Genomic DNA, 24,912 nt, shown 5'->3' with positions numbered 1-24,912 from the left:
CTTACTCCCCTTCTGGCACCCGCGCACGCTGGCCGCGGGTGACACACGTTATCGCGTCGCCCTGCCCTCTTGTCGAGGGGAACCGCCCACGACCACGGCAACCGTGGTCCCTACCGGGTCCCGAGGCCGAATCTCGAGTCGGCCACGGATACGTTCCGCCCTCTCCGCCATGATCGCAAGTCCGTAGCGTCCGTCCGTACGCTCATCGGGTATGCCTTGACCATCGTCGGACACCTCGATCAGACCGTACGGGGGATCGACGGTGCAGGTGACCCACAGGTTGACGGCGTTGGCGTGCTTGCGCGCGTTGGTGATCGCCTCCTGCGCGATACGCAGCAGCTCCGACTCGATCGAGGCGGGCAGGCGGCCCGCCTCGTCGAGCGACAGGTTCACCTTCAGCCCGGCCTGGTTGCCCGAGATGCGGGCGAACTCGGCGATCGCCGCGGTCAGGCCGCCGTGCCGGTCCACCTCGCTGCGCAGCTCGAACAGGCTCAGCCGCAGCTCGGTGATCACCCGGGTGATCTCGGAGCGGAGCACGCGCAGCTCCTCGGCCGTGTCCTCGGCCCCCTCGGGCAGCGTGGCCTGCGCGTTGTCCACGCCGTACCCGATCATCACGAGCTCCTGGGCGACGCCGTCGTGGATCTCGCGGGCCAGCCGCTGGCGCTCCTCGTTGGTGGCGATGGAGCGCACCTCCTCGAACAGCAGCGCGGCCTCCAGCCGCAGCGCCGCCGGGGTGGCCGCGGCCACGATGCGGCCGGTCAGCTGGGGCGGGAAGAGGTTGGTGCCGTCGCGCTCCAGGGCCACCAGGCCGACCGTGCGCACGCCCGCGATCAGCGGCACGACCAGCGCGGACACCGGGCCGGTCGGCTCGAAGGAGCGCAGCTGGGAGCGCCCGGACACCTGCGGCTGCTGGCTGGCCCACGCGTCGGCGATGGCCGAGTCGGCGTCCAGGCTGGTCTCCCAGGCGGCCCGGGTCGAGGTGTCGTCGGCCTCCACGCCGAACTGCGCCAGCACCACCAGGCGGCCCGCGCCGCTGGCGGCGAGCACCGCGGCCCGCTGCGGGCGGCCGATCGGGCGGATCTCCTCGATGACGTGCTCGGCGATACTGCCCGGGTCCAGGGTGGCGCCGGGCAGCTGGCGGGCCACCTGGCGCAGCTGGGTGAGCAGGCGGGTGGCCTCGGCGTAGGGCTGGGGCGTGCGGCGGATCAGCGCGGCCCGCTGCATGGCGCCGGTGGTGATGGTGCCGACCGCGGCCAGGATCAGCCACTGCGCGCACACCGCCAGGTAGCCGAACTGGCTGAGCTGGCGTACCCCCTCGGGCGCGATGGTCAGCCAGCCCGCCACGGTCAGGGTCAGCGCGGCGATGCTGAGCAGCCCCGCCGACTCCAGCGGGCGGTTGTTGAGCATCGCGGCGGTGATCGGCACGGCCAGGTACGGCAGCACGGCGGACGCGCCGACCCCGTCGGACACGGTGCCGGCCGCGTCGGCGGCGACCGCGATGGCGCTCGCGCCCATGCCGACCAGCACGGTCTCGGCGAAGCGGCCCAGCGGCGCGACCACCGGGTGCCGGGGCGCGAGCACCCCGGGCAGCGCGGCCAGCGCGAGCAGGGCGACCCAGCGCAGCTCGGCCGGGTCGCCGGTGGCCACCCAGATCAGCACCCCGACCAGCAGCAGCATGGTGCCGCGTACGGCGATCGCCATCAGCTGCGAGGCGGGGATGCGGGGCCGGCGCCGGGGGCGCTCAGCGGCGGTAGATGGCATCGATCTCCTCCGCGTACTCCTTCATCACGACCGCGCGCTTGACCTTGAGCGACGGGGTGAGCTCCCCGGTCGCCTCGGTGAAGTCACGCGGCAGGATGCGAAAAACCTTGATGCCCTCGGCCTGCGAGACGGCCTTGTTGGCCTCCGCGACCGCGGCTTCGATCTCGGCGCGCAGGTCCGGGTCCTCGCGCAGCTCGGCCATCGCCGTCTCCGGCCGGCCGCGCTCGGCGAGCCAGGCCGGCAGCGCCTCCGGGTCGATGGTGACCAGCGCCGCGATGAACGGCTGCCGGTCGCCCACCACCATGCACTGGCTGACCAGCGCGTGGGCGCGGACCCGGTCCTCCAGCACGGCCGGGGCGACGTTCTTGCCGCCGGCCGTCACGATGATCTCCTTCTTGCGGCCGGTGATGCTCAGGAAGCCGTCGGCGTCCAGCGAGCCCAGGTCACCGGTGTGGAACCAGCCCTCGGCGTCGATGGCCTCGGCGGTGGCGGCCGGGTTGTTCCAGTAGCCGGGGAAGATCACCTCGCCGCGGGCCAGGATCTCGCCGTCGTCGGCGATGGCGATGGTCACCCCCGGCAGCGGCTGCCCGACCGTGCCGATGCGCTGCGCGCTCGCCCGGTTGAAGGTGATCGCGGGCGACGTCTCGGTCAGCCCGTAGCCCTCCAGCACGTTGAGGCCCACGCCGCGGAAGAAGTGGCCCAGCCGGTCGCCCAGCGGCGCGCCGCCGGAGATGGCGCTGTGGCACCGGCCGCCCAGGGCCGCCCGCAGCTTGCCGTACACCAGCTTGTCGAAGACCGTGTGGCGCAGCTTCAGGCCCAGGCCCGGCCCGCCGGGGGTCTGCAGGGCCTTGCTGTACGCGATCGCGACGGCCTCGGCCCGGTCGAAGATCGCGCCCTTGCCGCCGCTGTGCGCCTTCTGCCGGGCGCTGTTGTAGACCTTCTCGAACACCCGCGGCACGCTCAGCAGGAACGTGGGCCGGAACGCGGTCAGGTCGGCGACCAGGTTCTTCACGTCGGCGGTGTGCGTGGTCTTCACCCGGCCGGCCACCACGCCGAGCTGCAGCAGCCGCGCGAACGCGTGGGCCAGCGGCAGGAACAGCACAGTCGAGGCGCCCTCGTGGAACAGCACGTCCAGCGCCGGGATGGCGTTGCCGATGTCGGAGAGCATGTTGCGGTGCGTCAGCACGCAGCCCTTCGGGCGGCCGGTGGTGCCCGAGGTGTAGACGATGGTCGCCGGGTCGTCCGCGCTGCCGGACTTGCGGCGCACGTCGATCTCGGCGGGGTCCACCGACGCGCCGAGGGTGACCAGGGTGGGCAGGTCGCCGCCGTCGATCTCCCAGAGGCGGGCCAGGGCCGGCGCGGCCGCGCGCACGGTCGCCGAGTGCTCGGCGGTCTCGGTGAAACAGCCGACCGCGCCCGAGTCGGCGAGGATCCACTGCACCTGCTCGGTGCTGGAGGTCTCGTAGATGGGCACGGTGACCGCGCCGCAGGCCCAGATCGCGTAGTCGATGAGCGTCCACTCGTAACGCGTCTTGCTCATCAGGCCGACGCGGTCACCGGGCTGCACGCCGGACGCCACCAGGCCACGGGCCAGCGCCACGACCTCGGCGTGGAACTGCTCGCTGGTGATGTCATCGAAGCCGGTCGCGGTGCGGCGGGAGAACTGCACCAGCTGGGGCGTCTGTGCCGCGTTGTCCCACACGGGGTCGGTCAGGCGAGCCGTGTCATCGATCGTCACCGCCGGGGCCTGCGAAAACTGCCGCACCATGCGCTCCTTGGACTGCTCGTGCGGGCATCCGGCGCGCCCGCGCCGGCCGTCGGCGAAACGCCACGGCCGTCCCCGGCACTGTAGAACGTCGGCCCCGCGGTCCTGCAAACGCTGTCCTGCTTCGGACGGGCGAGCGCGGTCCGGCGCGCCGCCCGCCGTGGCGGGTCGGACCCCGGTGACCATGTACAGGTAGCCTGCTGGTCATGGCGGATTCCTCCTCCCAGTCGATCGTCATCAACGCCGACCCGGCCCGCATCGCCGAGGTCATCTGCGACTACCCGTCGTATCCCCGGTGGACCCAGGCCATCAAGGCCGCGGAGGTGCTGGAGGAGTACGAGGACGGCTACCCGGCCACCGTGCGCTTCGTCATCGACGCGGGCATCGTGCAGGACGAGTACACGCTGCACTACGACTACGCCGAGGACATCTCGCGGATCGAGTGGCACCTGGTCGCGCCGTCGAAGATGCAGAAGGCGCAGGACGGCTCGTACGACATCGTGGACAACGGGGACGGCACCTGCACGGTGACCTACACGCTGTCGGTGGACCTGTCGATCGGCATGCTGGGCATGTTCAAGAAGAAGGCGGAGAAGGCGATCATGGATACCGCCCTCAAGGAGCTCAAGAAGCAGGTCGAGGCCTGAGCATGGACATGTCACCGGGCACCGCCCGCGAGGAGGCGGAGCGGCTGGTGGCGGCGGTGCTCGCCGCCGCGACGCTGGCCGCCAACGCCAACCCGCACATCTCCACCGGCTCGGCCGAGTGCTGCATCTGTCCACTCTGCAAGGTGATCGCCGCGGTGCGCGATCCCGACCCGGAGCTGGTCGAGCGGGTGGCCACCGGCGCCGGCGACTTGGCCGCCGGGCTGGCCAGCTTCCTGCGCGCCGTCTCCACGCACCGGCCGGGGGATGCCGCCTGGAGTGACGCCACCGCGGCCGAGGGAGACGCCGAGCCGCGTACCGCGCCTGTTGTCAAGAAGGTCGCCAAGAAAATCGTCAAGAAGGCTGTCGCGAAGCCGACACCCGATGTTTCCGAACCGGAAACCACCGCGTCACAGCCCCCGGTTAAGGCAGCTAAGAAAGCCGTTCGCAAGGCCGAACCGCACCCGCCCGCGGAGCTGTGACGGCGATCTTCGCCGGGCGACGCTCGCCGGGGCCGGTCGCGGCGTTAGGGTGATGCCCAGAGAACGGCGTGGCACCCCAAAGCGTCACCGCCGGCAAGCCCAGCAAGGAAGGGTTCGGCCGTGGCACTCACCATCGGCGTGGACATCGGTGGCACCAAGGTGCTCGGCGGTGTGGTCGATCCTGACGGCACCGTGATCGCGACGAGCCGTCGCGACACCCCGGCCGGCGACGTCGCCGCGACCCGGGACGTGATCATCGATGTGGTGAAGGATCTGTCCACCGAGCACAGGGTGGACGCGGTCGGCATCGGCGCCGCCGGATGGATTGACGCGACCCGGTCGACGGTGCTGTTCGCACCGAACCTGGCCTGGCGTGACGAGCCGCTGCGGGACTACGTCGCCAAGGCGGTGAACCTCCCCGTGGTGGTGGAGAACGACGCGAACGTGGCGGCGTGGGCGGAGTTCCGCTACGGCGCGGCGGCCGACGCCGAGGACTCGATGGTGATGTTCACCGTCGGCACCGGCATCGGCGGCGGCATCGTGCTCGGCGGCGGCCTGGTCCGCGGCGCGCACGGCATCGCGGCGGAGATCGGTCACATGCTGGCGGTGCCCGACGGGCACGTGTGCGGCTGCGGCCGGCACGGCTGCATCGAGCAGTACGCCAGCGGCAACGCCCTGGTCCGCTTCGCGCGGGCGGGTGCCCAGGCCGAGCCCGAGCGCGCCAAGCTGCTGCTCGACAAGGCCGAAGGCAAGGTCGAGAACATCACCGGCCCGATCGTGACCTCGGCGGCGCAGGCCGGCGACGAGATCGCGATCGACGCGTTCGGCCAGATCGGCTACTGGCTCGGCCAGGGCCTGGCCGACCTGGTCCAGATCCTCGACCCCCAGGTCCTCGTGGTGGGCGGCGGCGTCATCGACGCCGGCGACCTCCTGATGACCCCCGCCCGCCAGTCCTACCTGGACAGCCTCGCCCAGCGCGGCCGCCTCCCGGTGGCCGAGCTCCGCGCCGCCAAGATGGGCAACACCGCAGGCCTCATCGGCGCCGCCGACCTGGCCCGCCAGTAGCAGCAGACATGTGTTGATCATGAACTTATGCGGAACGTGGTGAGTCCCTTGGCGCGTCGCGAGAGCGGCGGCGCGCCGGGACGAACCATGTTCCGAACGGCTCGACGGCGTGTCGCTGACATAAGTTCATGATCGCCGTGTGGCGGGTGGGGCATGCTGGGCGGCATGTCGGTGCGGGTGGTTTCGTACAACGTGCATTCGCTGCGGGATGATCTCGGGGCCTTGGCGCGGGTGGTGCGGGGGCTGGCGCCGGACGTGCTGATCGTGCAGGAGGCGCCGCGGCGGTGGCGGTGGCGCACGAAGTGCGCGGACCTGGCGCACTCGTTCGGGATGTACATGGCCGCGGGTGGGATGCCCAGCCTCGGTAACGTGATCATGACAAATCTGCGGGTACGCGTGCTCGACCAGTGGTGCATGCGCTACCCGCTGACCCCCGGACGGCACATGCGGGGCGCGGTGTTCACGCGGTTGGAGGTGCCGGGGCGCGTCCCCTTCGCCGTGGTCGGCACGCACCTGTCCACCGACGACGAGGAGCGCCCCGGGCAGGCCGCGCTGCTCAAGCCCGCGATCGACGCGCTGGCCGACCCCGTGATCGTGGGGCTGGACCTCAACGAGTGCCCGGACGGCGGCTGCTGGCCGCTGCTCACCGATCGGCTGGCCGACGCCGCGGCGGTCGCCGGGCTGGCGGACCGGGCCACGTTCCCCGTGCCGAACCCGACCCGCCGCATCGACGCGCTGCTCGTCGACCCGCGCCTGGAGGTGCGGGAGTACCGGGTGGTCGACACCCCGGACGCGGACCGGGCCAGCGACCACTACCCGATCCTCGTGGACCTCGCATAGCAACTCACGCTGGACAAGCTCCGCCGTAAACGGGAAAGATGCTCTGGGTCTTACGAGTGGTGGAGGTCGTGAGTGACGTACTCAGCCGGCTACGGCGACCCCGAATCGGGCGGTCCGGCGACCGCATGGCGCGACGGGTGGCCGGTCTACGACCGCAGCGGCACGGTGTGCGTCATCGGCGCGGGCCCCAGCGGGCTGACCGCGATGAAGAACCTCAAGGAGCAGGGGTTCGGCGTCGACTGCTACGAGCGTGAGACCAGCGTCGGCGGCGCCTGGAACTGGCGGCACGACCGCAGCCCGGTGTACGCGAGCACGCACCTGATCTCGTCGAAGCCGTTCAGCCAGTTCCCGGACTTCCCGATGCCGGACAGCTGGGCGGACTACCCCAAGCACACCCAGGTGCTGGAGTACCTGGAGCACTACGCCGACCACTTCGACCTCAAGCCGCACATCTGGTTCGGCACCGAGGTGGTCAAGGTGGAGCCGGCCGAGGGCGACCGCTGGGATGTCACCACGCGCAGCACCGGCGGGTACGGCGGCGAGCGCATCCACCGCTACGCCGCGGTGGTCATCGCCAACGGGCACAACTGGTCGCCCAAGCGCCCGGAGTACGAGGGCCTGGCGGACTTCAAGGGCGAGGTGATCCACGCCGCCCAGTTCAAGGACGCGGCGCAGCTGCGCGGCAAGAAGGTGCTCGTGGTCGGCGCGGGCAACACCGGATGCGACATCGCGGTGGAGGCCGCCCAGCAGGCCGCCAAGTGCTGGCACTCCAGCCGCCGCGGCTACTGGTACACCCCCAAGTACACCCTGGGCCGACCCGCCGACCAGGTGAACGACACGATGCTGTGGCTGCGCCTGCCGCTGCGGCTGCGCCAGCTCATCGCCCACCGCACGCTCAAGACGACGGTCGGCGACCTGACCCGGTTCGGCCTGCCCAAGCCCGACCACAAGATCTTCGAGACGCACACCATCACCAACAGCCAGCTGGTCTACTACCTGGGCCACGGCGCGGTGACCCCGGTGCCGGACATCGCCCGCTTCCACCGCAACAGCGTGGAGCTCAAGGGCGGCGAGGTCATCGAGCCGGACCTGGTGGTGCTGGCCACCGGCTACCACCCGGTGTTCGAGTTCATCGACGGCAACCTGCTCGGCGTCGACGCGCAGGGCCGCCCGCGGCTGGCCATGCACGCCTTCCCGAAGCGGCTGCCCACCCTGGCCGTGGCCGGGCTGCTGCAGCCCGACTCCGGGCTGTTCCCGCTGGTGCACTGGCAGATGGTGGCGTTCGCCCGGCTGCTGCGCGTGCGCGAGGCCGCGCCGGCCAAGGCGGTGGCGGTGCAGCGGCGGCTGGAGGCGGAGCTGGACCGGAGGTGGACCGGGGCGAAGGTGCAGGGCACCTCGCGGCACTGGTTCGAGATCAGCCACACCGTCTATCTCAAGGCCATCCAGCGCCTGCTCGACGAGCTCAGCCTTGAGGGGGCCGTGAAGTGAAGGTCATCCGCACCCGCGAGTGGGCGTTCCCCGTCGCGCCGGCCCGGCGCGAGGTGCGCCGCGCCACCCCCGAGGTGGACGAGGGCAGGCCGCCGCTGCTGTTCGTGCCCGGCTTCGGCCACGGCGCGTGGGTGTTCGCCGAGCACTGGCTGGAGCACGCCGCCGACCGCGGCTTCCCGGCGTACGCGGTGAGCCTGCGCGGGCACGGCGAGAGCGCGGCGGCGCCGAAGGCGACGCTGCGGGCGTACGCCCACGATGTGGCCCAGGTCGCGGCGTCGCTGCCGCGGCGCGCGGTGATCGTGGGACACGGGGCGGGTGCCCTGGTCACGGCGCATGCGCTGGCCCGCTACCCGGCCCGCGCGGCGGTGCTGCTGTCGCCGGTCTTCGGCGGGGCGGGCACCGCGCTGCGCAACCCCATGCTGTCCCTGCCGGCCCTGTTCGGCGGGGGCCTGCGCCTGCCCGCCGGGCAGCTGTTCAGCCGCGAGCTGCCGGCCAACGCCGCGCGCGGGTACGCCACCCGGCTGGGCCGTGCCTCGACCCGCGCCCAGTGGCAGCTGCTGCGCGGCCGGACCCCGCAGGCGCCGGTGGGCGACCCGCCGGTGCTGGTGGTGGGCAGTCCGGACGACCGCATCGTGTCCGACGCGGCGCTGCGCCGGGTGGCACGCGCCTACGGCGGGGCCCCGCTGCTGTTCCCGGGCATGGGGCACGACCTCATGCTGGACGCGCGCTGGCGCGAGCCGATCGACGCGATCCTGGACTGGCTGGAGAAGTCGGCGTGAGTCATGCGGAGCCCGCTACGCGGCCTTAATCGGTGTTACAGCCTGCGCTGCGCTCCGGCTGTAACACCGAGCGGCCGCTTCGACGGGCTCCTTCAGACCACCGCGCCGTCGTCGGGCGGCAGCTCGTCATCCTCGTCCCCGGGGCGCAGCCGCATGATCAGCGCGGTGGCCCCACCCAGGATGCAGATCAGCGCGAGCAGCATGCTCACCCGATCGTTGACGTTCAAGGGCAGCAACCGAGTGTCGAAGAACAGCACGAAGCCGAAGATGATGGCCAGCACTGCGACGATGGCCCCGAACGGGACGCGGGGCAGCGGCGGGGGCGGCGGTGGCACGAACTCGTCGGGCGTGTCGTCGGGCAGCCCGCCGCCGAACGTGTCGAGCGAGTCCAGCAGCGACGGGTCGTCGGGGCCGACGGCCCTCGGGTCGCCGGTCGGGCCGCCCCGGTTGAGGATCGGGCCGCGGGCCGGCCACACCGGCCCGGCGGGCGCGGGGGAGCCGGTCTGCTCCTCGGTCGCGGGCCAGGTGGGGGTCGCCACCGGGGTGTCGAAGCCGGCGACGATGCGGGCGAACTCCGCGTCCACCTGCTCCGGCGTCGCCTCGTTGCCGGGCCCGGGGCGCGCGGGTTCCGGCGTCCGGTCCGGGTCGTCCGTGGCTGGCACCTGGCACTCTCCTCAGCGGGATGGGGGGTCGTGGCGGGGCCGGTGGGCACCGCATCAAATCCTGACACGTGAACCGGGTGTTCCGGCAGTAGGCTCTGCGGCGTATGCCACACCCACGGCATGTCCCGGCGGGCCGCCCCGAGCCGGTATCAGCGCAGTCACCCCACGTACGCCGATCGACTTGGACGGGACCCAGTGTTCTACTGGCTGCTGAAATACATCTTCCTCGGCCCGCTGCTGCGGTTGATCTTCAGGCCGCAGGTCGAAGGCCTGGAGAACGTGCCCGGCGAGGGCGCGGCCATCCTCGCGAGCAACCACCTCTCCTTCTCCGACTCCATCTTCATCCCGCTCGTGGTGAAGCGGAAGGTCACCTTCGTGGCGAAGGCGGAGTACTTCACCGGGAAGGGGATCAAGGGCAGGCTGCAGAAGATGTTCTTCGTGGGCACCGGCACCATCCCCGTGGACCGCTCCGGCGGCCGGGCCGCCCAGGCCGCGCTGAACACGCAGTTGCGCGTGCTGCGCGGCGGGAACATCGCGGGCATCTATCCCGAGGGCACCCGCTCGCCCGACGGCCGGCTGTTCCGGGGCAAGACCGGGGTGGCCCGGCTGGCGCTGGAGAGCGGCGCCCCGGTGGTCCCGGTGGCGGTGCTCAACACCGACAAGGTGCAGCCCTCCGGCAAGCTCATCCCGAAGATCATGAAAGTGCGGCTGCGCTTCGGCCGCCCCCTGGACTTCTCCCGGTACGCCGGGATGGCGGGGGACCGCTTCGTCGAGCGCGCCATCACCGACGAGATCATGTACGAGGTGATGGAGCTGTCCGGCCGCGAGTACGTCGACGTCTACGCCGTGAAGGTCAAGAACGTCCCGGCGGCGGCCTGATCAGCGGGTCGGCAGCCAGTAGCGCAGCCGGGTGCCCTCGGTCTGCCAGAGCAGGCCGCCCGCACCCTCGATGATCCGGCGCGACGGGGTGTTCCCGGCCTCGACGGTGAGCAGCGCGCACTCGATGCCCAGCCCGGCCGCCACCGGCAGCGCGGCGGCCAGCATCGCCCGCGCGTGGCCCCGGCCCCGCGCCGACGGGCGCACGTCGTAGCCGATGTGGCCGCCCTCGCGCCGCGAGTTGTCGGTCAGCCGGTGCCGAATGCGGATCTCGCCGAGGAAGACGGTGCCCTCGACCCACCACAGCGTGGTGCGCGCCACCGACCGGCGCCGCAGCGGCGACCACTCGGTGGCCTCCGCCGCCAGCTGCTCCAGATGGCGGTCGAACCCCTCCGCGGGCACGTCGCCGTAGCGGGTGCGCAGGTAGGTGTCCTCGGCCAGGTACTCCTCGACGGCGGTCAGGAACGAGTCGCGGACCCGCGGGGTGGGCGGCACCAGCTCAGGCATCGGCCCATCCAAGCAGAGGATCCTCAGCTGAGCAGCCCCGAAGCGCGGTTGCGGTCGGCGAACTCGCGCAGCTCCGCCTGCCCCGCCTGGTCGAGCTGCCCGGCCCGCGCCGCCCAGGCCAGCGACAGCATGCGGTCGCTGGCGTCGCCGATCCGGGCGAAGTGCGCCGCCGCCGCCGCGTGATCGCCGGAGACCGTGGCCAGGGCCGCCCGCACCCAGGGCGTTCGCCGCGGTGAGCGGCCCAGCATCGTGCGCACCTGCTCCAGGGCGCCGTCGCCGAGCACCGTGGCGGCGTGCCCGGCCGCGGCGACCCACTCGCCGAACGGCAGCATCACCCGGGCCTGCCAGTCGGTGTCCAGCTCGGCCAGCAGCGCGGCGGCCTCCTCGGCCCGGCCCTGCAGCGCCCGGCACAGCGCGGCGTGCGCCGCCGCGCCGCGCAGCACCCGGTGGAAGCCGCTGCGCCGGGCGTAGTAGAGCACCTTCTCGATGGCGTCGTCGTCGGGCTCCTCGCCGCGCAGCACCAGGATCCAGGACGAGGTCAGCACCGAGGTCGCGTCCCACTCGGCGGCGTTGGCGCGCATCGTCTCGCCGATCACGCGCACCTGGGTGTCCCAGTCACCGGCGAAGTACGCCTCGGCGGCGTCGCCGTGGAAGTTGGTGGCGAGGCTCAGGCCGCCCGCCACGTCGACGGTGCGCTGCTCGGCCAGGAGCCGGTAGTGCCGGCGCAGGTCGCCCTCCTCCAGGCAGGCCCAGGCGAAGTTCTGCACCACCCGGCGGCGGCTGGTGAGCCGCTGGTCGCGGCAGTGCTCGGTGAGCAGCTCCAGCTCGCTGAACCCGGTCGGGTCGCCCGCGATGTAGCGCGCGGTCGCGGAGGTGATGCGGGCGTTGGCATGCACCTCGGCCAGCCCGAGCCGGTCGGCGATGTCGGCCGCGGCCTCGGCGGCGGCGATGGCGGGCTCGGTCTCGTAGTTCATCATGTGCACCCGGGCCAGTTCGAGCAGCGCCTCGGCCTTCTCCAGGGTCTCGGGCAGCTCCTCGTAGCGCTCGACGGCGGCGTCCAGGTAGGACAGGGTCGCGGCCCGGTCGGCCCGCCCCCAGGCAGCCGTGCCGAGCAGGGTGAGCGCGCGAGCGGCCCCGGCCCGGTCGCCGAGGGCGTCCAGCTCCTCGGCCAGCTCGCCGAGCCGCTGCAGGCCGCCGCTCTCCAGGAACGTCTCACCCGACCGGAACAGCGACAGCTCGGCGGCGAACAGCTCCAGCAGCGGATCGTGCGCCAGCTTCAGGCTCAGCGCCCGGTCGACCAGCGTGCTCGCGGTGTCCAGCGCGTGCAGGGCGTACGCGCGCCGCGCGGCACGGTGCAGGGCGGCGCGCGCGGCCGGGGCGTACGGCTCCGGGTCCATGCCCAGCGTGCGCGCGATCTCGTGGGCCGCCCAGCGGTGGTTGGCCAGCACCTCGGCCAGGTCGGTGACCCGGTTGTCGGTGATCTGCTCCAGCCAGTCCGCGGTGCGCTCGTGCCGGGTCACCCGCTCCGAGCGGGGCAGCCGCTGGTAGCAGACGTCCCGGACCAGCACGTGCCGGAAGGCGTACTCCGGCTCGCCGGCCATCGCCGAGGTCGGGTGCTCGGCGACGAGGTCCCGCTGCTGCAGCCGCTGCAGCGAGCGGGTCACCACGTCGACCGGGATGCCCAGCGCGGCGGCCACCGCGCCCGGCCAGAACTGGTTGCCCACCACCGCGCCCGCCTGCAGCACCGAGCGGTCGGTGGCGTCGAGCAGGTCCAGGCGGTTGGCGATGACCGCCTGCACGGTCTGCGGCATCGGCGTGGTGTCGCCGTCGGCGGCCAGCGCCCAGTTGCCGCCGACCGGGCGCAGCTCGCCCCGCTCGACCAGCATGCGGACGAACTCGTGGGCGTAGAGCGGGTTGCCGCCGGCCAGCTCGACCAGCGGCGCGACCCCGGCGGCGGGGAACACGGCCTGGCCGAACATCAGCCGGTACATGGCGGCGATGTGCTCGTCGTGCATGGGGCCCAGCGACACCGACACCGCGCCGCTGACCGCGCTGGTCCAGCCCGGCCGCCGCTCGCGCAGCTCCGGCCGCGCGGTCGCGACGACGAGCAGCGGCACCCCCGGGCCGATGCTGCCGAGCATCTCCACGAAGCGCAGCATCGCCTCGTCGGCCCAGTGCATGTCCTCGAAGACCAGCACGGTCGGGTTGGCGGTGGTCATCGCCAGCAGGAAGCGCCGCCAGGCCGACTCCGTCTCGGCCGGGGTGAGGCCCGCGCCGGGCAGGCCGACCAGCGGGCCGAGCGCGTCGCCGAGCCGGGCCGCCTCCTGCTCGCCGCACATGGCGCGCAGCGTGCTGTCCAGCCGGGCGCGGGCGGTCGCCTCGTCGTCGGTGTCGAGGATGCCCACCTGCGCCTTGACGATCTCCGCCAGCGCGGCGTACGTCACGTTCTCGCCGAACGGCGGACAGTGGCCGACCCGCCAGCACACGGTGGTGTCCGGGATGCGCTCGGCGTGCCGGGCCAGCTCCCGCAGCAGCCGGCTCTTGCCGATGCCGGCCGGGCCGAACACGGTGACCAGCTGCGGGCTGCGGTCGCGGATGGTCCGGTGCAGCGCGGTGACCATCAGCCCGCGCTCGTGGTCGCGGTTGACCATCGGGGTGGACTCGTCGCGGTCGCGCCGCTGCAGCCGCGCCGCCACGGCCAGGAACACCCGGCTGCTGGTGCTGCGGCCCTTCAGCGTCTGCGGCGCCTGCTCGTCGTACTCGATGTCGGCGGCGGTGACCGCGGCGGTCTCGGCGCACACCAGCACCCCGCCGGCCGGCGCCGCGGCCTGCAGCCGGGCCGCCGTGTTGACCACGTCACCGGCCACGATGGCCTGCCCGCCGTCCCGCGCGGCGCTCACGTCGACCAGCGCCTCGCCGGTGGCGACCCCGGCCCGGAAGGTCGCCGCGTCGGCCAGCCGGCCGCGGCCCAGCACCCGCTGCGCCTCCAGCCCGGCCCGCACCGCGCGCAGCGCGTCGGTCTCGGTGGCGACCGGCGCGCCGAAGATGGCCATCACCGCGTCGCCGATGTACTTCTCCACCACCCCGCCGTGCTGGCGGACCACCTGGCGGACGGCGGCGAAATACTCCTGCTGCAGGGTGCGCACCTGCTCCGGGTCCGACTGCTCGGCGTACGCGGTGAAGCCGACCATGTCCACGAAGAGCACGCTGACCTGGCGGCGGTCCTCGCGCCGCGGCGCGGCCTGCGCGGCCGACACCGGGTTGCCGCAGCCGGTGCAGAAGAGGTCGCCGAAGGCCACCGTACGTCCGCAGTGGACGCAAGGTGGCGTGAGGCTGGCCCCGCAGCCGCCGCAGAACCTGTCGTCCGGGCCGGCTGCGCGGGAGCAGTGCGCGCAGGTTGGGGTGTTCACGTCTCCGCCAGGTCGCCGGAGGTCCAGTATGGCCCGACCCCCAGGGCTGTTTCCTTACCGCTGTAGCTAACGCGACAAGGGGCCCGCGCCAACACCGCCGCGCGGTTAGAGTTTCGTGCACTGACAGACCGCGGCCCGGAGCCGCGGTTTCGTGTGGTCGTTAACCGATCGATGGTCGTGCGTGGGAGGCCGAAAGCGATGTTGGTGCGACTGGCGCTCGCCTGGACCGATCCCTTCGGGATCGCACACGGCGTGGGCGAGCTTGTGGACATCGACGCGGTCACCCTCGCCGAGCTGGAAGAGCAGGGAGTGGTGGAGAACATGACCGAGGCACCCAAGCCAACGGTGGAGTCGAGCGCGTGGGTCGGCCCCGGCGCCCCGCCGAAGGACGACGAGCCGATCGAGCAGAACGGCTGGGTCGGCCCCGGATCGCCGGGTTCGGGCGACCCGGAGCCGGAGCCGGAGCCCGACCCGGAGCCGTGACCCGCGCCGCGGGTGGGTGAGCACGTTGGGATACGACAGGGGCGGGCCGCGGCCCGCCCCTGTCGTATCCGGTCAGCTCGCGGTGCAGGCCACCCCGTTGAGTTTCACGTTGGTCGGCGCGGTGGACGGCCCCGAGCCGGTGAAGCTGACCGTCCAGCTCTGCGCGGGCGCGAGGTGCGGCGCCCAGCCGGGTGCGGTCACCGTCACGTTCGCGCCGCTGGTGACGAAGGTGCCGTTCCAGCCGTTGACGATCACCTGGCCGCTGCCCAGCGTGAAGGTCAGCACCCAGTTGCTGAACGTGGTGCTGCCGGTGTTGGTCACCACCAGCGAGGCGTTGTAGCCGTTGGGCCACGAGTTGTCCACGCGGTACACCGCCCGGCAGCTCGTCCCGCTCTGCGGGCTCGGCGACGCGCTCGGGCTGGTGCTCGGCGAGGGGCTCGTGCTGCGGCTCGGCGACGCGCTCGGCGAGGGGCTGGTGCTGCGGCTCGGGCTGGCCGACGGCGACGGGCTCGCCGAACGCGACGGGCTGACGCTGGGCGACGGGTCGACGACCCCGCTCTTGGCCTTCATGTTCAGCGAGTGCTGCCGGAACACCGCGTGCTCCGGGCAGCCCTCACCGGAGTCGAAGCCGCCGCAGTTGCCGTTCGCCGGGAACCACCAGAACGCGTCGCCGTCGCCGCCGGAGGCCTCCATCTCGGCGTACATCTCGGTCCACCACTGCGTCTTGTCGTCGTGCACGTTCCACTCGCCGAGGAAGAACGGCTTGCCGACGACGGTGTGCGCGTCGCTGATCCAGCGCCGCAGCAGCGCCCGCGCGGTGGTGAAGTTCAGCCCGGCCCAGCCCTCGGTCGGGTACATGTGCCCCGAGGTGAAGTCGATGTACGGCGAGGACTGGATGTAGGTCCACGGGCCGCCGGAGTCGCCGCCGTAGCCGTACTTCGTCTCCTGGCCCTCCTGGCCCGTACCCAGCAGGTGGTTCGGGTCCAGGCTCTTGACCAGCGCGCCCATCTCGTCGACCCACGCCCGCAGGGTGGTGCCGGTGGTGTTCTCGTTGGGCGTGGCGTCGGGGTAGCGGGGCTCGTTCATGAGCTCCCAGGCCAGGATCGTGGGATCGTTCTTCCAGGCCACGCCGGTGAAGGAGTTGGTCCGGCTCAGCGCCTTGGTGACGTAGTTCTTGTACTGCGTGAAGCAGCCCGGACAGGCGGTCTTGTTGAAGAAGCGCCAGCGGTTGGCGTAGCCGCCGGGCAGGCCCTCCCACGCGAGACGCTTGTCGATGCCGCCGTACGCCTCCCAGAAGTTCTCGAAGACGGGGATGAGCCGGATGTTGTGCTCGCGGGCGGACTTGATCACGTAGTCGAAGAGGATGAACGCCTCCTCGGTGTAGACGCCCTCGGCCGCCTCGAAGCCCATCCAGTCCTCGTGGCTGAACATCCACAGCCGCAGCACCGACACCTGGTCGTTCTGCAGCCGGGTCATGTGGGCGTCGATCTTCGCCTTGTCGACGTACTGCTCGCCGGGCAGCCAGTCGTAGCCGAACGTGAACACGTCGTAGGTGTTGGTGCCGGCGAAGTAGAACGGCTTGCCGTCCAGGCAGAACCGGATGCCGCACCGGGTGACGAAGCTGTCGCGCGGGTCGGCCGCCTGCGCGGCGGGGGACCCGACGAACGGCAGCGCCAGGGCCAGCGTGGCCGTGACCGCCGCCAGCGCGGCCAGCAGCGCGCGCCGTGGGGAACGGGACATGGAGACTCCTCGGGGAAAGCGTCCGTCCACAACGATGCGGGCACATCGGGCGGTGCGAACGGACGTCAATGGAAGCGCTCCCATACTAGGGCCGCGTGTCCGCGAGGTAAAGCGGTTCAGTACAGCTCTTCGCCCCGTGCCGCACTCCGGCCACAACGCCTGAAGACCTGCGGCCGCAGCGGGTGTCTGCGGCCGCAGGTCTTCAAGAGCCGTGCGATGGGACCGACGCGTCAGCGGTCGGTCATGCCTGCGCGGCGGCGCAGGGCGGGGACGTCCATGACGACGATGCGGCGGCCCTCCGTGCGCAGCCAGCCGCGGCTGGCGAAGGAGCCGATCGCCTGGTTCACGCTCTGCCGCGAGCCGCCCGCCATCTCGGCCAGCTGGCTCTGGTTCAGCTCGATCGTGATCATCGGCGCCTGGCTCTCCCCGGCCAGCCGGACCAGCGTCTTGGCGACACGGCCGGGCAGGTCGAGGAAGACGTGGTCGGCGTTCTGCTCGGTCAGCCGCCGGATCAGCGCGCCCAGCGAGCGCATGACCGCGTCGAGGATGCGCGGGTTCGAGTGCACCAGCTCCATGAAGGCGCCCCGGGACAGCGCCAGCGCGGTGCAGTCCTCCAGCGCCTCGCAGGACGCCGAGCGAGCCGAACCGTCCAGAAGGGACACCTCACCCAGCACGTCCGGCGGGCGCAGCACCGACAGCACCGCCCGCTCGCCGGTGGGGGAGGTGCGGAAGATGGCCACCGATCCCCGCTTCAGCACGATGAGCGACTCGCCGGGGTCGTTCTCCACGAACAGCAGCTGCCCCTTGCGGAAGGTGCGCGGCACCGCCGCGGCGATCACCCGCTGCCGCACCTCAGGCTCCAGACCAGCGAACATGTCCACCCCGGTGAGCGCGTCCGCGGCATCCGGAATGCGAATCTCCACCGCCTAACCCCTTCCGTTTCCCACCCCCACCGACGCACACGGTCGTGGCGGTCGGCGAACCCTGGACAGATCATCGCTTGAGCGAGCCGCCACGTCCACTCCGTGGGTCTCCATCGTCGAGTGTCCATCGACAGATCTGCCGTATCGCAGACACCCGCGACGGATACGACACCGCGCATGCACATGTGATAATCCGCCCGTGCTGGCTGACGATACGATCCGCACCGCGCTTCGTACCGCATGGCACCTTCAGCCGGACGGCTGCACTCCACTGGACGGTGGGACGGCCGGCTCGGCCGGGTCGGTCGTGGCGGGTGGCCGCCGGTACGTGGCGGCGCTGGTCCCGGCCGTGGACCGGGCCCGGTTCGAGGCCGGGCTCGCCGCCGCCGAACATCTCGCCCGGCAGGGCCACGACGCGGGCGCGCCCGTCCGCGCGGCTGACGGGGCGCTGTGCGTGCCCGTCGGCGACCGGCTGCTCGCGCTGCTGGAATACGTGCCCGGCCGGCCGCTCGACGGAGCCGACCCGGTCGACCAGCAGTGGTGGGGCGACCGCCTGGGAGCCGCGCACCGGGCACTGGCCGGTTTCCACCATGCCGGGCTGCCCGCCTGGCACGGGCTGCGCTCCGACGCGCCCCATCTCGCGGTGGCGGCATGGCTCGGCCCGGCCGTCGCCCGTGCGGTGCACGCGATGACCAAGCTCCAGGTCACCGACCGGCTCACGGTGGGCACGCTGCACGGCGATCCCCGTCCGGCCGCCTTCCGGCTCGACCCGGACACCGGCCGGATCGGGCTGGTCAGCTGGGGCTCGGTGCTGTCCGGACCGCTGGTGTACGACCTCGCCGCCGCGGTGCGGCACGCGGGCGGGCCGGAGCGGGCCCGGGAGCTGCTGGCCGCGTACACCGCTACGGGCGCCGTGCCGGTCGCCGAGATCGAGGGCAGCCTGGACACCATGCTCCGGTTCTGCTGGGCCGCCGAGGCCGACGCCTGCGCACGCGTACTGACCGGCTGCACGGCGGCAGAGGTGGACCCGGCGGCAGTGGAGCGTGGTCGGGCGGGCCTGGACCAGGCCCGCGCGGCCCTGCTCGGCTGAGGCCCACCGGCCTCGGCTACGCGCCGAGCCGGGCTGGCCGAGCTAAGCGGGCCGTGCGCCGCTCGTGATGATCGCGATCTCGTGTCAGAACCTGGGTCCTGGCCACGCGTTTGGACACGAAACCGCGATCATCACCGGCTGGCGGTCGGCTGGCCGGCTGGCCTCGGACCGGACCGGGCCAGTGGCGGGCGGCTGGTGGTCAGGTGCGGAGGTGGGCCAGGACCAGGGGGTCGAGGTGGCCGGGGACCATGCGTTCCTCCAGGTTCTCGATGCCGGCCCAGTCGGCCAGGGCGGTGTCGAGATCGGAGTGGGCGTGGCCGCGCGCCGCCAGCAGCGCGCGCACCTCGTCGGCGAGCGCGCCGTCGAGCGGCAGCAGGGTGTCCGGGTCGGGCTTGCCGAACAGCAGCGTGTGCACGTCCAGCAGCCGGGCGAGCTCGGCGCAGGGGTCGGGGTGGTCGTCGACGCGCAGGTCCACCAGCACGTCGCTGGTGCCGCCGTAACCCTGTCCGGGCGCGACGACGTACACCGCGGCGCTCTGCCGGCCCCGGCGGTCACCGCCGGCGGCGTCCCCGGCCCGTAGCGCGGCCAGCAGGCGCGCGGCGAGCGGGGCGGCCGGGTCCGAGGCCAGCCAGGCCTGCTCCATGGCGGCGACGACCTCGGGTCCGGCCAGGATGTTGCCCTGGATCGCGTACCCGTCGCCGGTGACACCCCCGGCCCAGGCGTGGCAGCCGGTGCCGGTGAAGGTGGCGCCGTCGCCCGCGGCGCCGACCACGCCGAGCTGCCGCTGGGCCCGCCCCGGGTCGGCGGCGGTGAGCCCGGCGACCACGTCGGCCGCCAGGGTGCCGGTACGCAGCATCGCCAGCCCCTGCGGCCGGTAGGCCAGGTTGGCGTAGGACTGGGTGGCCAGCGCGCCCACCCCGGCCTCGGCCGCGGGCACGACCGCCCCGGCGGCGAGGAACTTACTGGCCACGGCGACCCCGTGTGCGACCCCGTCGGCCGAGCGCGCGACGATCGAGAACGTCATGGCGCTCAGGGTAGGGCGTCGCGGAGGGGGAGACGGGTTCGGATGGCGTACCGCTATTTCTACGACTGCGAGTTCATCGAGGACGGAGTCACCATCGACCTGGTCTCGATCGGCGTGGTGGACGAGCACGGCCGGGAGTTCTACGCGGTGTCCACGGAGTTCGACCCGGGCAAGGCGATTCCGTGGGTGCGCGAGAACGTGCTGAACCTGCTGCCGTCCCCGGCGGACAAGGCGTGGCGCTCGCGCGAGCGCATCCGGACGGACCTGCTGGCGTTCCTGACCGAGCCGCTACAGGGCCGCCCGCACGAGAGCATCGAGCTGTGGGCCTGGTACGGCGCGTACGACCATGTGGCGCTGGCGCAGCTGTGGGGTGCGATGGTGGCGCTGCCCCGGCCGATCCCACGCTTCACCAAGGAGCTGCGCCAGCTGTGGGACGAGCGGGGACGCCCGGCGCTGCCCGAGGCGGCGTCGTCGCGGCACGACGCGCTGGTGGACGCCCGGCACAACCTCGCCCGCTGGCGCACCATGACGGCGCGTAAGGGCTGAGGGCCCGCCCGCCGGGTTCACCGAGATGGACGGGGCGTGAAGCCGCGGTGACGGCCCGGCGCGTCCCGGCCCGGGGTGCCGGGGTGCCGTCACGCACGGGTAACCTGGCTATGACGACACTGTTGCGGCCGCTGGTGAGCGGCGGCGCGCCCCCACGTCGGGATACCCGCGGGGCGTGCTGGCCTATCCCCGGTGCGGCCAGTACAGTGCGCATTTGCGGCCCGCCCCGGCCGGCAACGTAGCCGTGATCACTCGTCTCCCGGGGCCCGGCAACTGACTACCCGTAATCGGGAGGACGAGAAAATGCGTATCGGCGTACTCACCGGCGGCGGCGACTGCCCCGGTCTCAACGCGGTCATCCGCGCCGTGGTCCGCAAGGGCGTGGGCACCTACGGGCACGAGTTCGTCGGGTTCCGCGACGGCTGGAAGGGCCCGCTGGAGGGCATCACCCGCCCGCTGGGCATTCCGGAGGTCCGTGGCATCCTGCCGCGCGGCGGCACCATCCTGGGTTCCTCCCGCACCAACCCGTTCAAGATCGAGAACGGTGTGGAGCGGATCAAGGACAACCTGGCGAGCATGGGGATCGACGCGCTGGTCGCGATCGGCGGCGAGGACACCCTCGGCGTCGCGACCAAGCTGACGGATCTCGGCGTCAACGTCGTCGGCGTGCCGAAGACCATCGACAACGACCTCGGCGCGACCGACTTCACGTTCGGCTTCGACACCGCGGTCAACATCGCCATGGAGGCGATCGACCGGCTGCACACCACCGCCGAGTCGCACCACCGCACCGTGGTCGTCGAGGTCATGGGCCGCCACGCGGGCTGGATCGCGCTGCACGCGGGCCTGGCCGGCGGCGCCAACGTGATCCTGCTCCCCGAGCAGAAGTTCGACCTGGACAAGGTCGTCGAGCACGTGGAGACCCGGTTCAAGACGAACTACTCGCCGATCATCGTGATCTCCGAGGGCGCCATGCCCACCGACGGCGACATGATCACCCTGAACGGCGAGCTGGACGCCTTCGGCCACGTCCGCCTGGGCGGCATCGGCAACTGGCTCGCCGACCAGCTCGAGAAGCGCACCGGCAAGGAGGCCCGCGCGGTCGTCCTGGGCCACACCCAGCGCGGCGGCACCCCCACCGCCTTCGACCGCGTCCTGGCCACCCGCTTCGGCCTGCACGCCATCGACGCCGTCCACGAGGGCGACTTCGGCAAGATGGTCGCCCTCCGCGGCACCGAAATCGTCCGAGTCCCCCTCATCGAGGCGACCCGCGAACTCAAGGTCGTCCCCCCGCACCGCTACACCGAGGCCGAGGCCTTCTTCGGCTGAGTCCTCTCCTTGGTTGATCATGAACTTAAGTGCGTGTTCGACGGTGTGTCGGCACCCTTAAGTTCATGATCGACCCCTTCGGAGGGTTAGGGGAGACGTGTACACCGTTGCTGTCATCGGGGCGGGAAAGATCGGTGAGGTGCTGCTGTCGGGTCTGGTCAAGGCCGGGTGGCCGGTGGATCAGATCGTGGCGACGGCGCGGCGGGAGGAGCGGGCGGAGCAGCTGCGCAACCGGTACGGCATCCGGGTGCTGGCCAACGCCGAGGCGGTCGAGGCCGCCGACGTGGTCGCCATCGCGGTGAAGCCGCAGGACGCGGGTGTGCTGCTGGCCGAGCTGGGGCCGCAGATCCCGGCGGGCAAGCTGGTGATCTCGCTGTGTGCCGGCCTGCCCACCTCGTTCTTCACCAAGTGGCTGGCCGAGGGCACGCCCGTGGTCCGGGTCATGACGAACACGCCGGCGCTGGTCGACGAGGCGATGACCGCGATCTCGGCCGGGCCGCACGCCACGGCCGAGCACCTGGCCGTGGCCGAGGAGCTGTTCTCGCCGCTGGGCCGCACCATCCGGGTGCCGGAGAGCCAGCAGGACGCGGTCACCGCGCTGTCCGGCTCCGGCCCGGCGTACTTCTACTTCCTGGTCGAGGCGATGACCGACGCGGGCATCCTGCTGGGGCTGCCGCGCCAGGTGGCGCACGACCTCATCGTGCAGACCGCGATCGGCTCGGCCATCATGCTGCGCGACTCGGGGGAGCACCCGGTGAAGCTGCGCGAGGCGGTCACCTCGCCCGCCGGCACCACCATCTCCGCCATCCGCGAGCTGGAGAACCACGGCGTACGCGCGGCGCTGCTGGCGGCCCTCGAAGCGGCCCGGGACCGGGCCAGGGAGATCGCCGACCAGGCCTCCTGACCACGAACAACACGAACGCGTGACCGGGTCACCCCCACAGGCTCATTCATGCCTGTGGGGGTTCCTGCTGTTCGGACCGTCGACTTAGGCTCGATTCAGGGAGTTTGCACGAACTCCGTCCGCAGCTCCAAGGAGCCACAGCCCAAGGAGACGGCCATGAGACGCGCCGCCACAGTCATCGGGACAGTCCTCGCCGCCCTCGTGATCTCGACCCCGGCCTACGCGTACGCGCACGACCGGGTCACCAACCCCGTGCTGCACGCCATCCTCGACGTGCTCACCCTCGCGGTCGTCACCGCTCCGGTGTGGACGGCCTTCGCCTGGTCCCGCGGCCACCGCTCGGCAGCGCTGCTGCTGCTGATCGGCCTGGTCCAGATCCCCGCGGGAGTGCTGGCGTTCGTGCCCATTCCCGACCCCGCGCTGCACGCCGCGGCGCTGCTCACCAGCCTCGCCATCACGGCGACCTCGATCGTCTACGTCCGGCGTGAGGCCCACGCCGCCGCGGCCGTCGAGTCCGCCGGCTGAGAGATCCGCTGCCGGAGCGCTCCGGCAGCCATGGACCCGCTGTCGGTCGTGTGCGACGAGTCGCGGACGGCCGGCGGCGGTGCCGCACAACCGCCGCCCGGTCCGGTCGCCCCGGACCGGGCGGCCGCGTGCAGGGCCACCAGCTCGCCGTCCAGGTCCAGCTCCAGCAGCTCGCCGCGGCGGCGTACGCGCGGGCAGCCCGCGTGGGGCGCGGTCCAGGCGCCGTCCGGCCGCCGGTACGCGGTCCACCGGCAGTGCTCCTCGCCCACGTATCCCCAGGCCATGAACAGCTCGGCGTCCCGGTAGCGGTAGAGGCCCACGGTGGCCGTGACCGCGCCCTCCGGCCGCCGGTAGAACTCTCCGGTCAGGCCCGGCACGACGTGCCCTTCGAGGTCGATGTCGGGCACCGTGCGGTGCAGGGTGTAGTCGGCCGTTCGCGGCAGGGTCACGATCGCGGCGTCGCCTTCGCTCATGCCTGATCAACGATCTCGGGTTGCGCCGCAGACCGGGCCGGGGCCGAGGCGCCGATTTTGGGATGCGACCACGTCGGGTGCGGGCGCGTGAGCACGCCGTCATACCCTTGACGCCATGCGCCACGAATGGCATGAGCTCAGGCACCCCGGCCTCGAACTGGCCGACAACCGGCAGCCCGGCGAGACCGGTGTCACCATCGGCCGCCTCACCACCGAGGAGAGCGCCGACTCCCTCGGCCTGGACCACTGGCGCAGCCTGCCGCGGGCGCAGATGCCGCCGTGGGAGGACTACAGCGAGGTCGAGCAGGTGTGCCGGGTGCTGGACTCGGTGCCCTCGATCGTGGCGCCGTACGAGGTGGACCAGCTGCGGCAGCGGCTCGCGCTGGTCTGCGAGGGCAAGGCGTTCCTGCTGCAGGGCGGCGACTGCGCCGAGACGTTCGCCGACAACACCGAGAGCCACCTGCTGGCCAACGCGCGCACGCTGCTGCAGATGGCGGTGGTGCTGACGTACGGCGCGAGCATGCCGGTGGTGAAGGTGGCCCGGGTGGCGGGGCAGTACACCAAGCCGCGCTCGCAGCCGATCGACTCGCTCGGCCTGCCCGCCTACCGCGGCGACATGATCAACTCGCTGGAGCCGACGCCGGAGGCGCGCGTCGCGGACCCGCAGCGCATGATCCGGGCGTACGCCAACGCCGCCGCCGCGATGAACATGCTGCGCGCGTACCTCGGCGGCGGCCTGGGCGACCTGCACGCCGTGCACGACTGGAACCGCGACTTCGTGCGCACCTCCGCCTTCGGCGAGCGCTACGAGGCGATCGCCCGCGAGATCGACCGGGCGCTGGCGTTCATCCGGGCGTGCGGCATGACCGACGAGGAGGCGCTGCGCACGGTCACCCTGTACGCCTCGCACGAGTCGCTGGCGCTGGAGTACGACCGGGCGCTGACCCGGATCGCCGACGGGCGGGCGTACGGCCTGTCCGGCCACTTCCTGTGGGTCGGCGAGCGCACCCGCGAACTGGACGGCGCGCACCTGGACTTCATCTCCCGCATCGCCAACCCGATCGGCGTGAAGCTGGGCCCGTCCACTACCCCCGACTACGTCAAGCGCCTGACCGAGATGCTCAACCCGGACAACATCCCGGGCCGCCTGACGCTGATCAGCCGGATGGGCAACCACCAGGTCCGCGACCGGCTGCCGACGCTGGTCGAGACGGTGCGCGACAGCGGCGCCAAGGTGGTCTGGCAGTGCGACCCGATGCACGGCAACACCCACGAGTCGTCCAACGGGTACAAGACCCGCCACTTCGACCGGATCGTGGACGAGGTGCTGGGCTACTTCGAGGTGCACAAGATGCTGGGCACCCACCCGGGCGGCATCCACATCGAGCTGACCGGCGAGGACGTCACCGAGTGCCTGGGCGGCGCGCAGGCGCTGGCCGACGCCGACCTGGAGCGGCGCTACGAGACCGCCTGCGACCCGCGCCTGAACACCCAGCAGTCACTGGAGCTGGCCTTCCTGGTCGCGGAGATGCTCCGCGGCTGACCTGTGCCCGGGGGAGGGGCCGCGCGGCGGCCTCCTCCTCCGGGGCACCGCGG

Annotated in this window: 23 protein-coding genes; 14 read left to right on the top strand and 9 right to left on the bottom strand. The window is 72.3% G+C overall.

The features are described from left to right. Positions 1 to 48 precede the first annotated feature (48 nt). Both CS0771_RS36890 and CS0771_RS36885 read right to left on the bottom strand, forming a co-directional pair. The gene (locus CS0771_RS36890; protein WP_212845269.1) at positions 49 to 1,761 is read right to left on the bottom strand and encodes a GAF domain-containing sensor histidine kinase; all 1,713 of its coding nucleotides are present in this window, start codon (positions 1,759 to 1,761) and stop codon (positions 49 to 51) included. After that, complete coding sequence (locus CS0771_RS36885) at positions 1,742 to 3,526, bottom strand: long-chain fatty acid--CoA ligase (RefSeq protein ID WP_212845268.1); 1,785 nt, start codon at positions 3,524 to 3,526, stop codon at positions 1,742 to 1,744. Before CS0771_RS36885 ends, CS0771_RS36890 begins: the two co-directional genes overlap by 20 nt. 206 nt (positions 3,527 to 3,732) lie before the next feature. On the opposite strand from CS0771_RS36885, the gene CS0771_RS36880 reads away from it, so the two are divergent. The 6 genes from CS0771_RS36880 (at position 3,733) to CS0771_RS36855 (ending at position 8,824) form a co-directional block, all read left to right on the top strand. Then, positions 3,733 to 4,173, top strand: a complete 441-nt coding sequence (locus CS0771_RS36880) for an SRPBCC family protein (RefSeq protein WP_212845267.1) — start codon at positions 3,733 to 3,735, stop codon at positions 4,171 to 4,173. Between the two features lie 2 nt (positions 4,174 to 4,175). Then, positions 4,176 to 4,652 (top strand): hypothetical protein, encoded by a 477-nt coding sequence (locus CS0771_RS36875; protein ID WP_371821537.1) that lies wholly within the window; start codon positions 4,176 to 4,178, stop codon positions 4,650 to 4,652. A 120-nt stretch (positions 4,653 to 4,772) separates the two neighbouring features. Further along, positions 4,773 to 5,717 carry an ROK family glucokinase gene (locus CS0771_RS36870; protein ID WP_203740851.1) on the top strand — a complete coding sequence of 315 codons (945 nt, stop codon included), beginning with the start codon at positions 4,773 to 4,775 and terminating at the stop codon, positions 5,715 to 5,717. Positions 5,718 to 5,882: 165 nt separating this feature from the next. Continuing rightward, positions 5,883 to 6,557 carry an endonuclease/exonuclease/phosphatase family protein gene (locus CS0771_RS36865; protein ID WP_212845265.1) on the top strand — a complete coding sequence of 225 codons (675 nt, stop codon included), beginning with the start codon at positions 5,883 to 5,885 and terminating at the stop codon, positions 6,555 to 6,557. A gap of 72 nt (positions 6,558 to 6,629) precedes the next feature. After that, a complete protein-coding gene (locus tag CS0771_RS36860; RefSeq protein ID WP_212845264.1) occupies positions 6,630 to 8,045 on the top strand; it encodes an NAD(P)/FAD-dependent oxidoreductase in 1,416 nt (471 codons plus the stop codon). Continuing rightward, entirely contained in the window at positions 8,042 to 8,824 is a 783-nt protein-coding gene (locus CS0771_RS36855; protein ID WP_212845263.1) for an alpha/beta hydrolase, read from the top strand. Before CS0771_RS36860 ends, CS0771_RS36855 begins: the two co-directional genes overlap by 4 nt. 92 nt (positions 8,825 to 8,916) lie before the next feature. Here CS0771_RS36855 and CS0771_RS36850 read toward each other — a convergent pair whose 3' ends face one another. Continuing rightward, positions 8,917 to 9,486: a hypothetical protein gene (locus CS0771_RS36850; protein WP_212845262.1), complete on the bottom strand. Its 570-nt coding sequence runs from the start codon at positions 9,484 to 9,486 to the stop codon at positions 8,917 to 8,919. A 195-nt stretch (positions 9,487 to 9,681) separates the two neighbouring features. Between CS0771_RS36850 and CS0771_RS36845 the strand changes: the two genes are divergently transcribed. Further along, on the top strand, positions 9,682 to 10,365 hold the full coding sequence (locus CS0771_RS36845; RefSeq protein ID WP_203740867.1) for a 1-acyl-sn-glycerol-3-phosphate acyltransferase: 684 nt from the start codon (positions 9,682 to 9,684) through the stop codon (positions 10,363 to 10,365). Here CS0771_RS36845 and CS0771_RS36840 read toward each other — a convergent pair whose 3' ends face one another. Both CS0771_RS36840 and CS0771_RS36835 read right to left on the bottom strand, forming a co-directional pair. Then, positions 10,366 to 10,869 carry a GNAT family N-acetyltransferase gene (locus tag CS0771_RS36840; protein WP_212845261.1) on the bottom strand — a complete coding sequence of 168 codons (504 nt, stop codon included), beginning with the start codon at positions 10,867 to 10,869 and terminating at the stop codon, positions 10,366 to 10,368. Positions 10,870 to 10,892: 23 nt separating this feature from the next. Further along, entirely contained in the window at positions 10,893 to 14,279 is a 3,387-nt protein-coding gene (locus CS0771_RS36835; RefSeq protein ID WP_212845260.1) for an adenylate/guanylate cyclase domain-containing protein, read from the bottom strand. A 198-nt stretch (positions 14,280 to 14,477) separates the two neighbouring features. Between CS0771_RS36835 and CS0771_RS36830 the strand changes: the two genes are divergently transcribed. Next, a complete protein-coding gene (locus CS0771_RS36830; protein ID WP_212845259.1) occupies positions 14,478 to 14,762 on the top strand; it encodes a hypothetical protein in 285 nt (94 codons plus the stop codon). 72 nt (positions 14,763 to 14,834) lie between these two features. Here CS0771_RS36830 and CS0771_RS36825 read toward each other — a convergent pair whose 3' ends face one another. Together CS0771_RS36825 and CS0771_RS36820 are read right to left on the bottom strand one after the other, a co-directional pair. Then, on the bottom strand, positions 14,835 to 16,502 hold the full coding sequence (locus CS0771_RS36825) for a cellulose binding domain-containing protein (RefSeq protein ID WP_212845258.1): 1,668 nt from the start codon (positions 16,500 to 16,502) through the stop codon (positions 14,835 to 14,837). A gap of 230 nt (positions 16,503 to 16,732) precedes the next feature. Beyond that, on the bottom strand, positions 16,733 to 17,377 hold the full coding sequence (locus CS0771_RS36820) for a Crp/Fnr family transcriptional regulator (protein WP_371821606.1): 645 nt from the start codon (positions 17,375 to 17,377) through the stop codon (positions 16,733 to 16,735). Positions 17,378 to 17,624: 247 nt separating this feature from the next. Between CS0771_RS36820 and CS0771_RS36815 the strand changes: the two genes are divergently transcribed. After that, positions 17,625 to 18,515, top strand: a complete 891-nt coding sequence (locus CS0771_RS36815; RefSeq protein ID WP_212845257.1) for a phosphotransferase enzyme family protein — start codon at positions 17,625 to 17,627, stop codon at positions 18,513 to 18,515. A 199-nt stretch (positions 18,516 to 18,714) separates the two neighbouring features. Here CS0771_RS36815 and CS0771_RS36810 read toward each other — a convergent pair whose 3' ends face one another. Continuing rightward, positions 18,715 to 19,539, bottom strand: coding sequence for a DUF1028 domain-containing protein (locus CS0771_RS36810; protein WP_212845256.1), 825 nt, complete (start codon positions 19,537 to 19,539; stop codon positions 18,715 to 18,717). Between the two features lie 42 nt (positions 19,540 to 19,581). On the opposite strand from CS0771_RS36810, the gene CS0771_RS36805 reads away from it, so the two are divergent. From CS0771_RS36805 to CS0771_RS36790, 4 genes are all read left to right on the top strand, one after another. Continuing rightward, complete coding sequence (locus CS0771_RS36805; protein WP_212845255.1) at positions 19,582 to 20,085, top strand: polyadenylate-specific 3'-exoribonuclease AS; 504 nt, start codon at positions 19,582 to 19,584, stop codon at positions 20,083 to 20,085. Positions 20,086 to 20,388: 303 nt separating this feature from the next. Next, positions 20,389 to 21,414, top strand: coding sequence for a 6-phosphofructokinase (locus CS0771_RS36800; protein WP_212845254.1), 1,026 nt, complete (start codon positions 20,389 to 20,391; stop codon positions 21,412 to 21,414). 97 nt (positions 21,415 to 21,511) lie between these two features. Further along, complete coding sequence (proC, locus tag CS0771_RS36795) at positions 21,512 to 22,318, top strand: pyrroline-5-carboxylate reductase (RefSeq protein WP_212845253.1); 807 nt, start codon at positions 21,512 to 21,514, stop codon at positions 22,316 to 22,318. A gap of 156 nt (positions 22,319 to 22,474) precedes the next feature. Then, complete coding sequence (locus tag CS0771_RS36790; protein ID WP_212845252.1) at positions 22,475 to 22,843, top strand: hypothetical protein; 369 nt, start codon at positions 22,475 to 22,477, stop codon at positions 22,841 to 22,843. On the opposite strand, the gene CS0771_RS36785 is transcribed toward CS0771_RS36790, so the two are convergent. Beyond that, positions 22,792 to 23,316: a hypothetical protein gene (locus tag CS0771_RS36785; protein WP_212845251.1), complete on the bottom strand. Its 525-nt coding sequence runs from the start codon at positions 23,314 to 23,316 to the stop codon at positions 22,792 to 22,794. The two genes, CS0771_RS36790 and CS0771_RS36785, sit on opposite strands and share 52 nt — an antisense overlap. Before the next feature lie 115 nt (positions 23,317 to 23,431). Between CS0771_RS36785 and CS0771_RS36780 the strand changes: the two genes are divergently transcribed. Next, positions 23,432 to 24,859 (top strand): class II 3-deoxy-7-phosphoheptulonate synthase, encoded by a 1,428-nt coding sequence (locus CS0771_RS36780; protein WP_212845250.1) that lies wholly within the window; start codon positions 23,432 to 23,434, stop codon positions 24,857 to 24,859. Positions 24,860 to 24,912: the final 53 nt, after the last annotated feature.

Source organism: Catellatospora sp. IY07-71, assembly GCF_018326265.1.
Taxonomy (GTDB): domain Bacteria; phylum Actinomycetota; class Actinomycetes; order Mycobacteriales; family Micromonosporaceae; genus Catellatospora.
The sequence above is the reverse complement of the archived record's forward strand: the minus strand, read 5'-3'. Positions and strand labels throughout refer to the sequence as shown.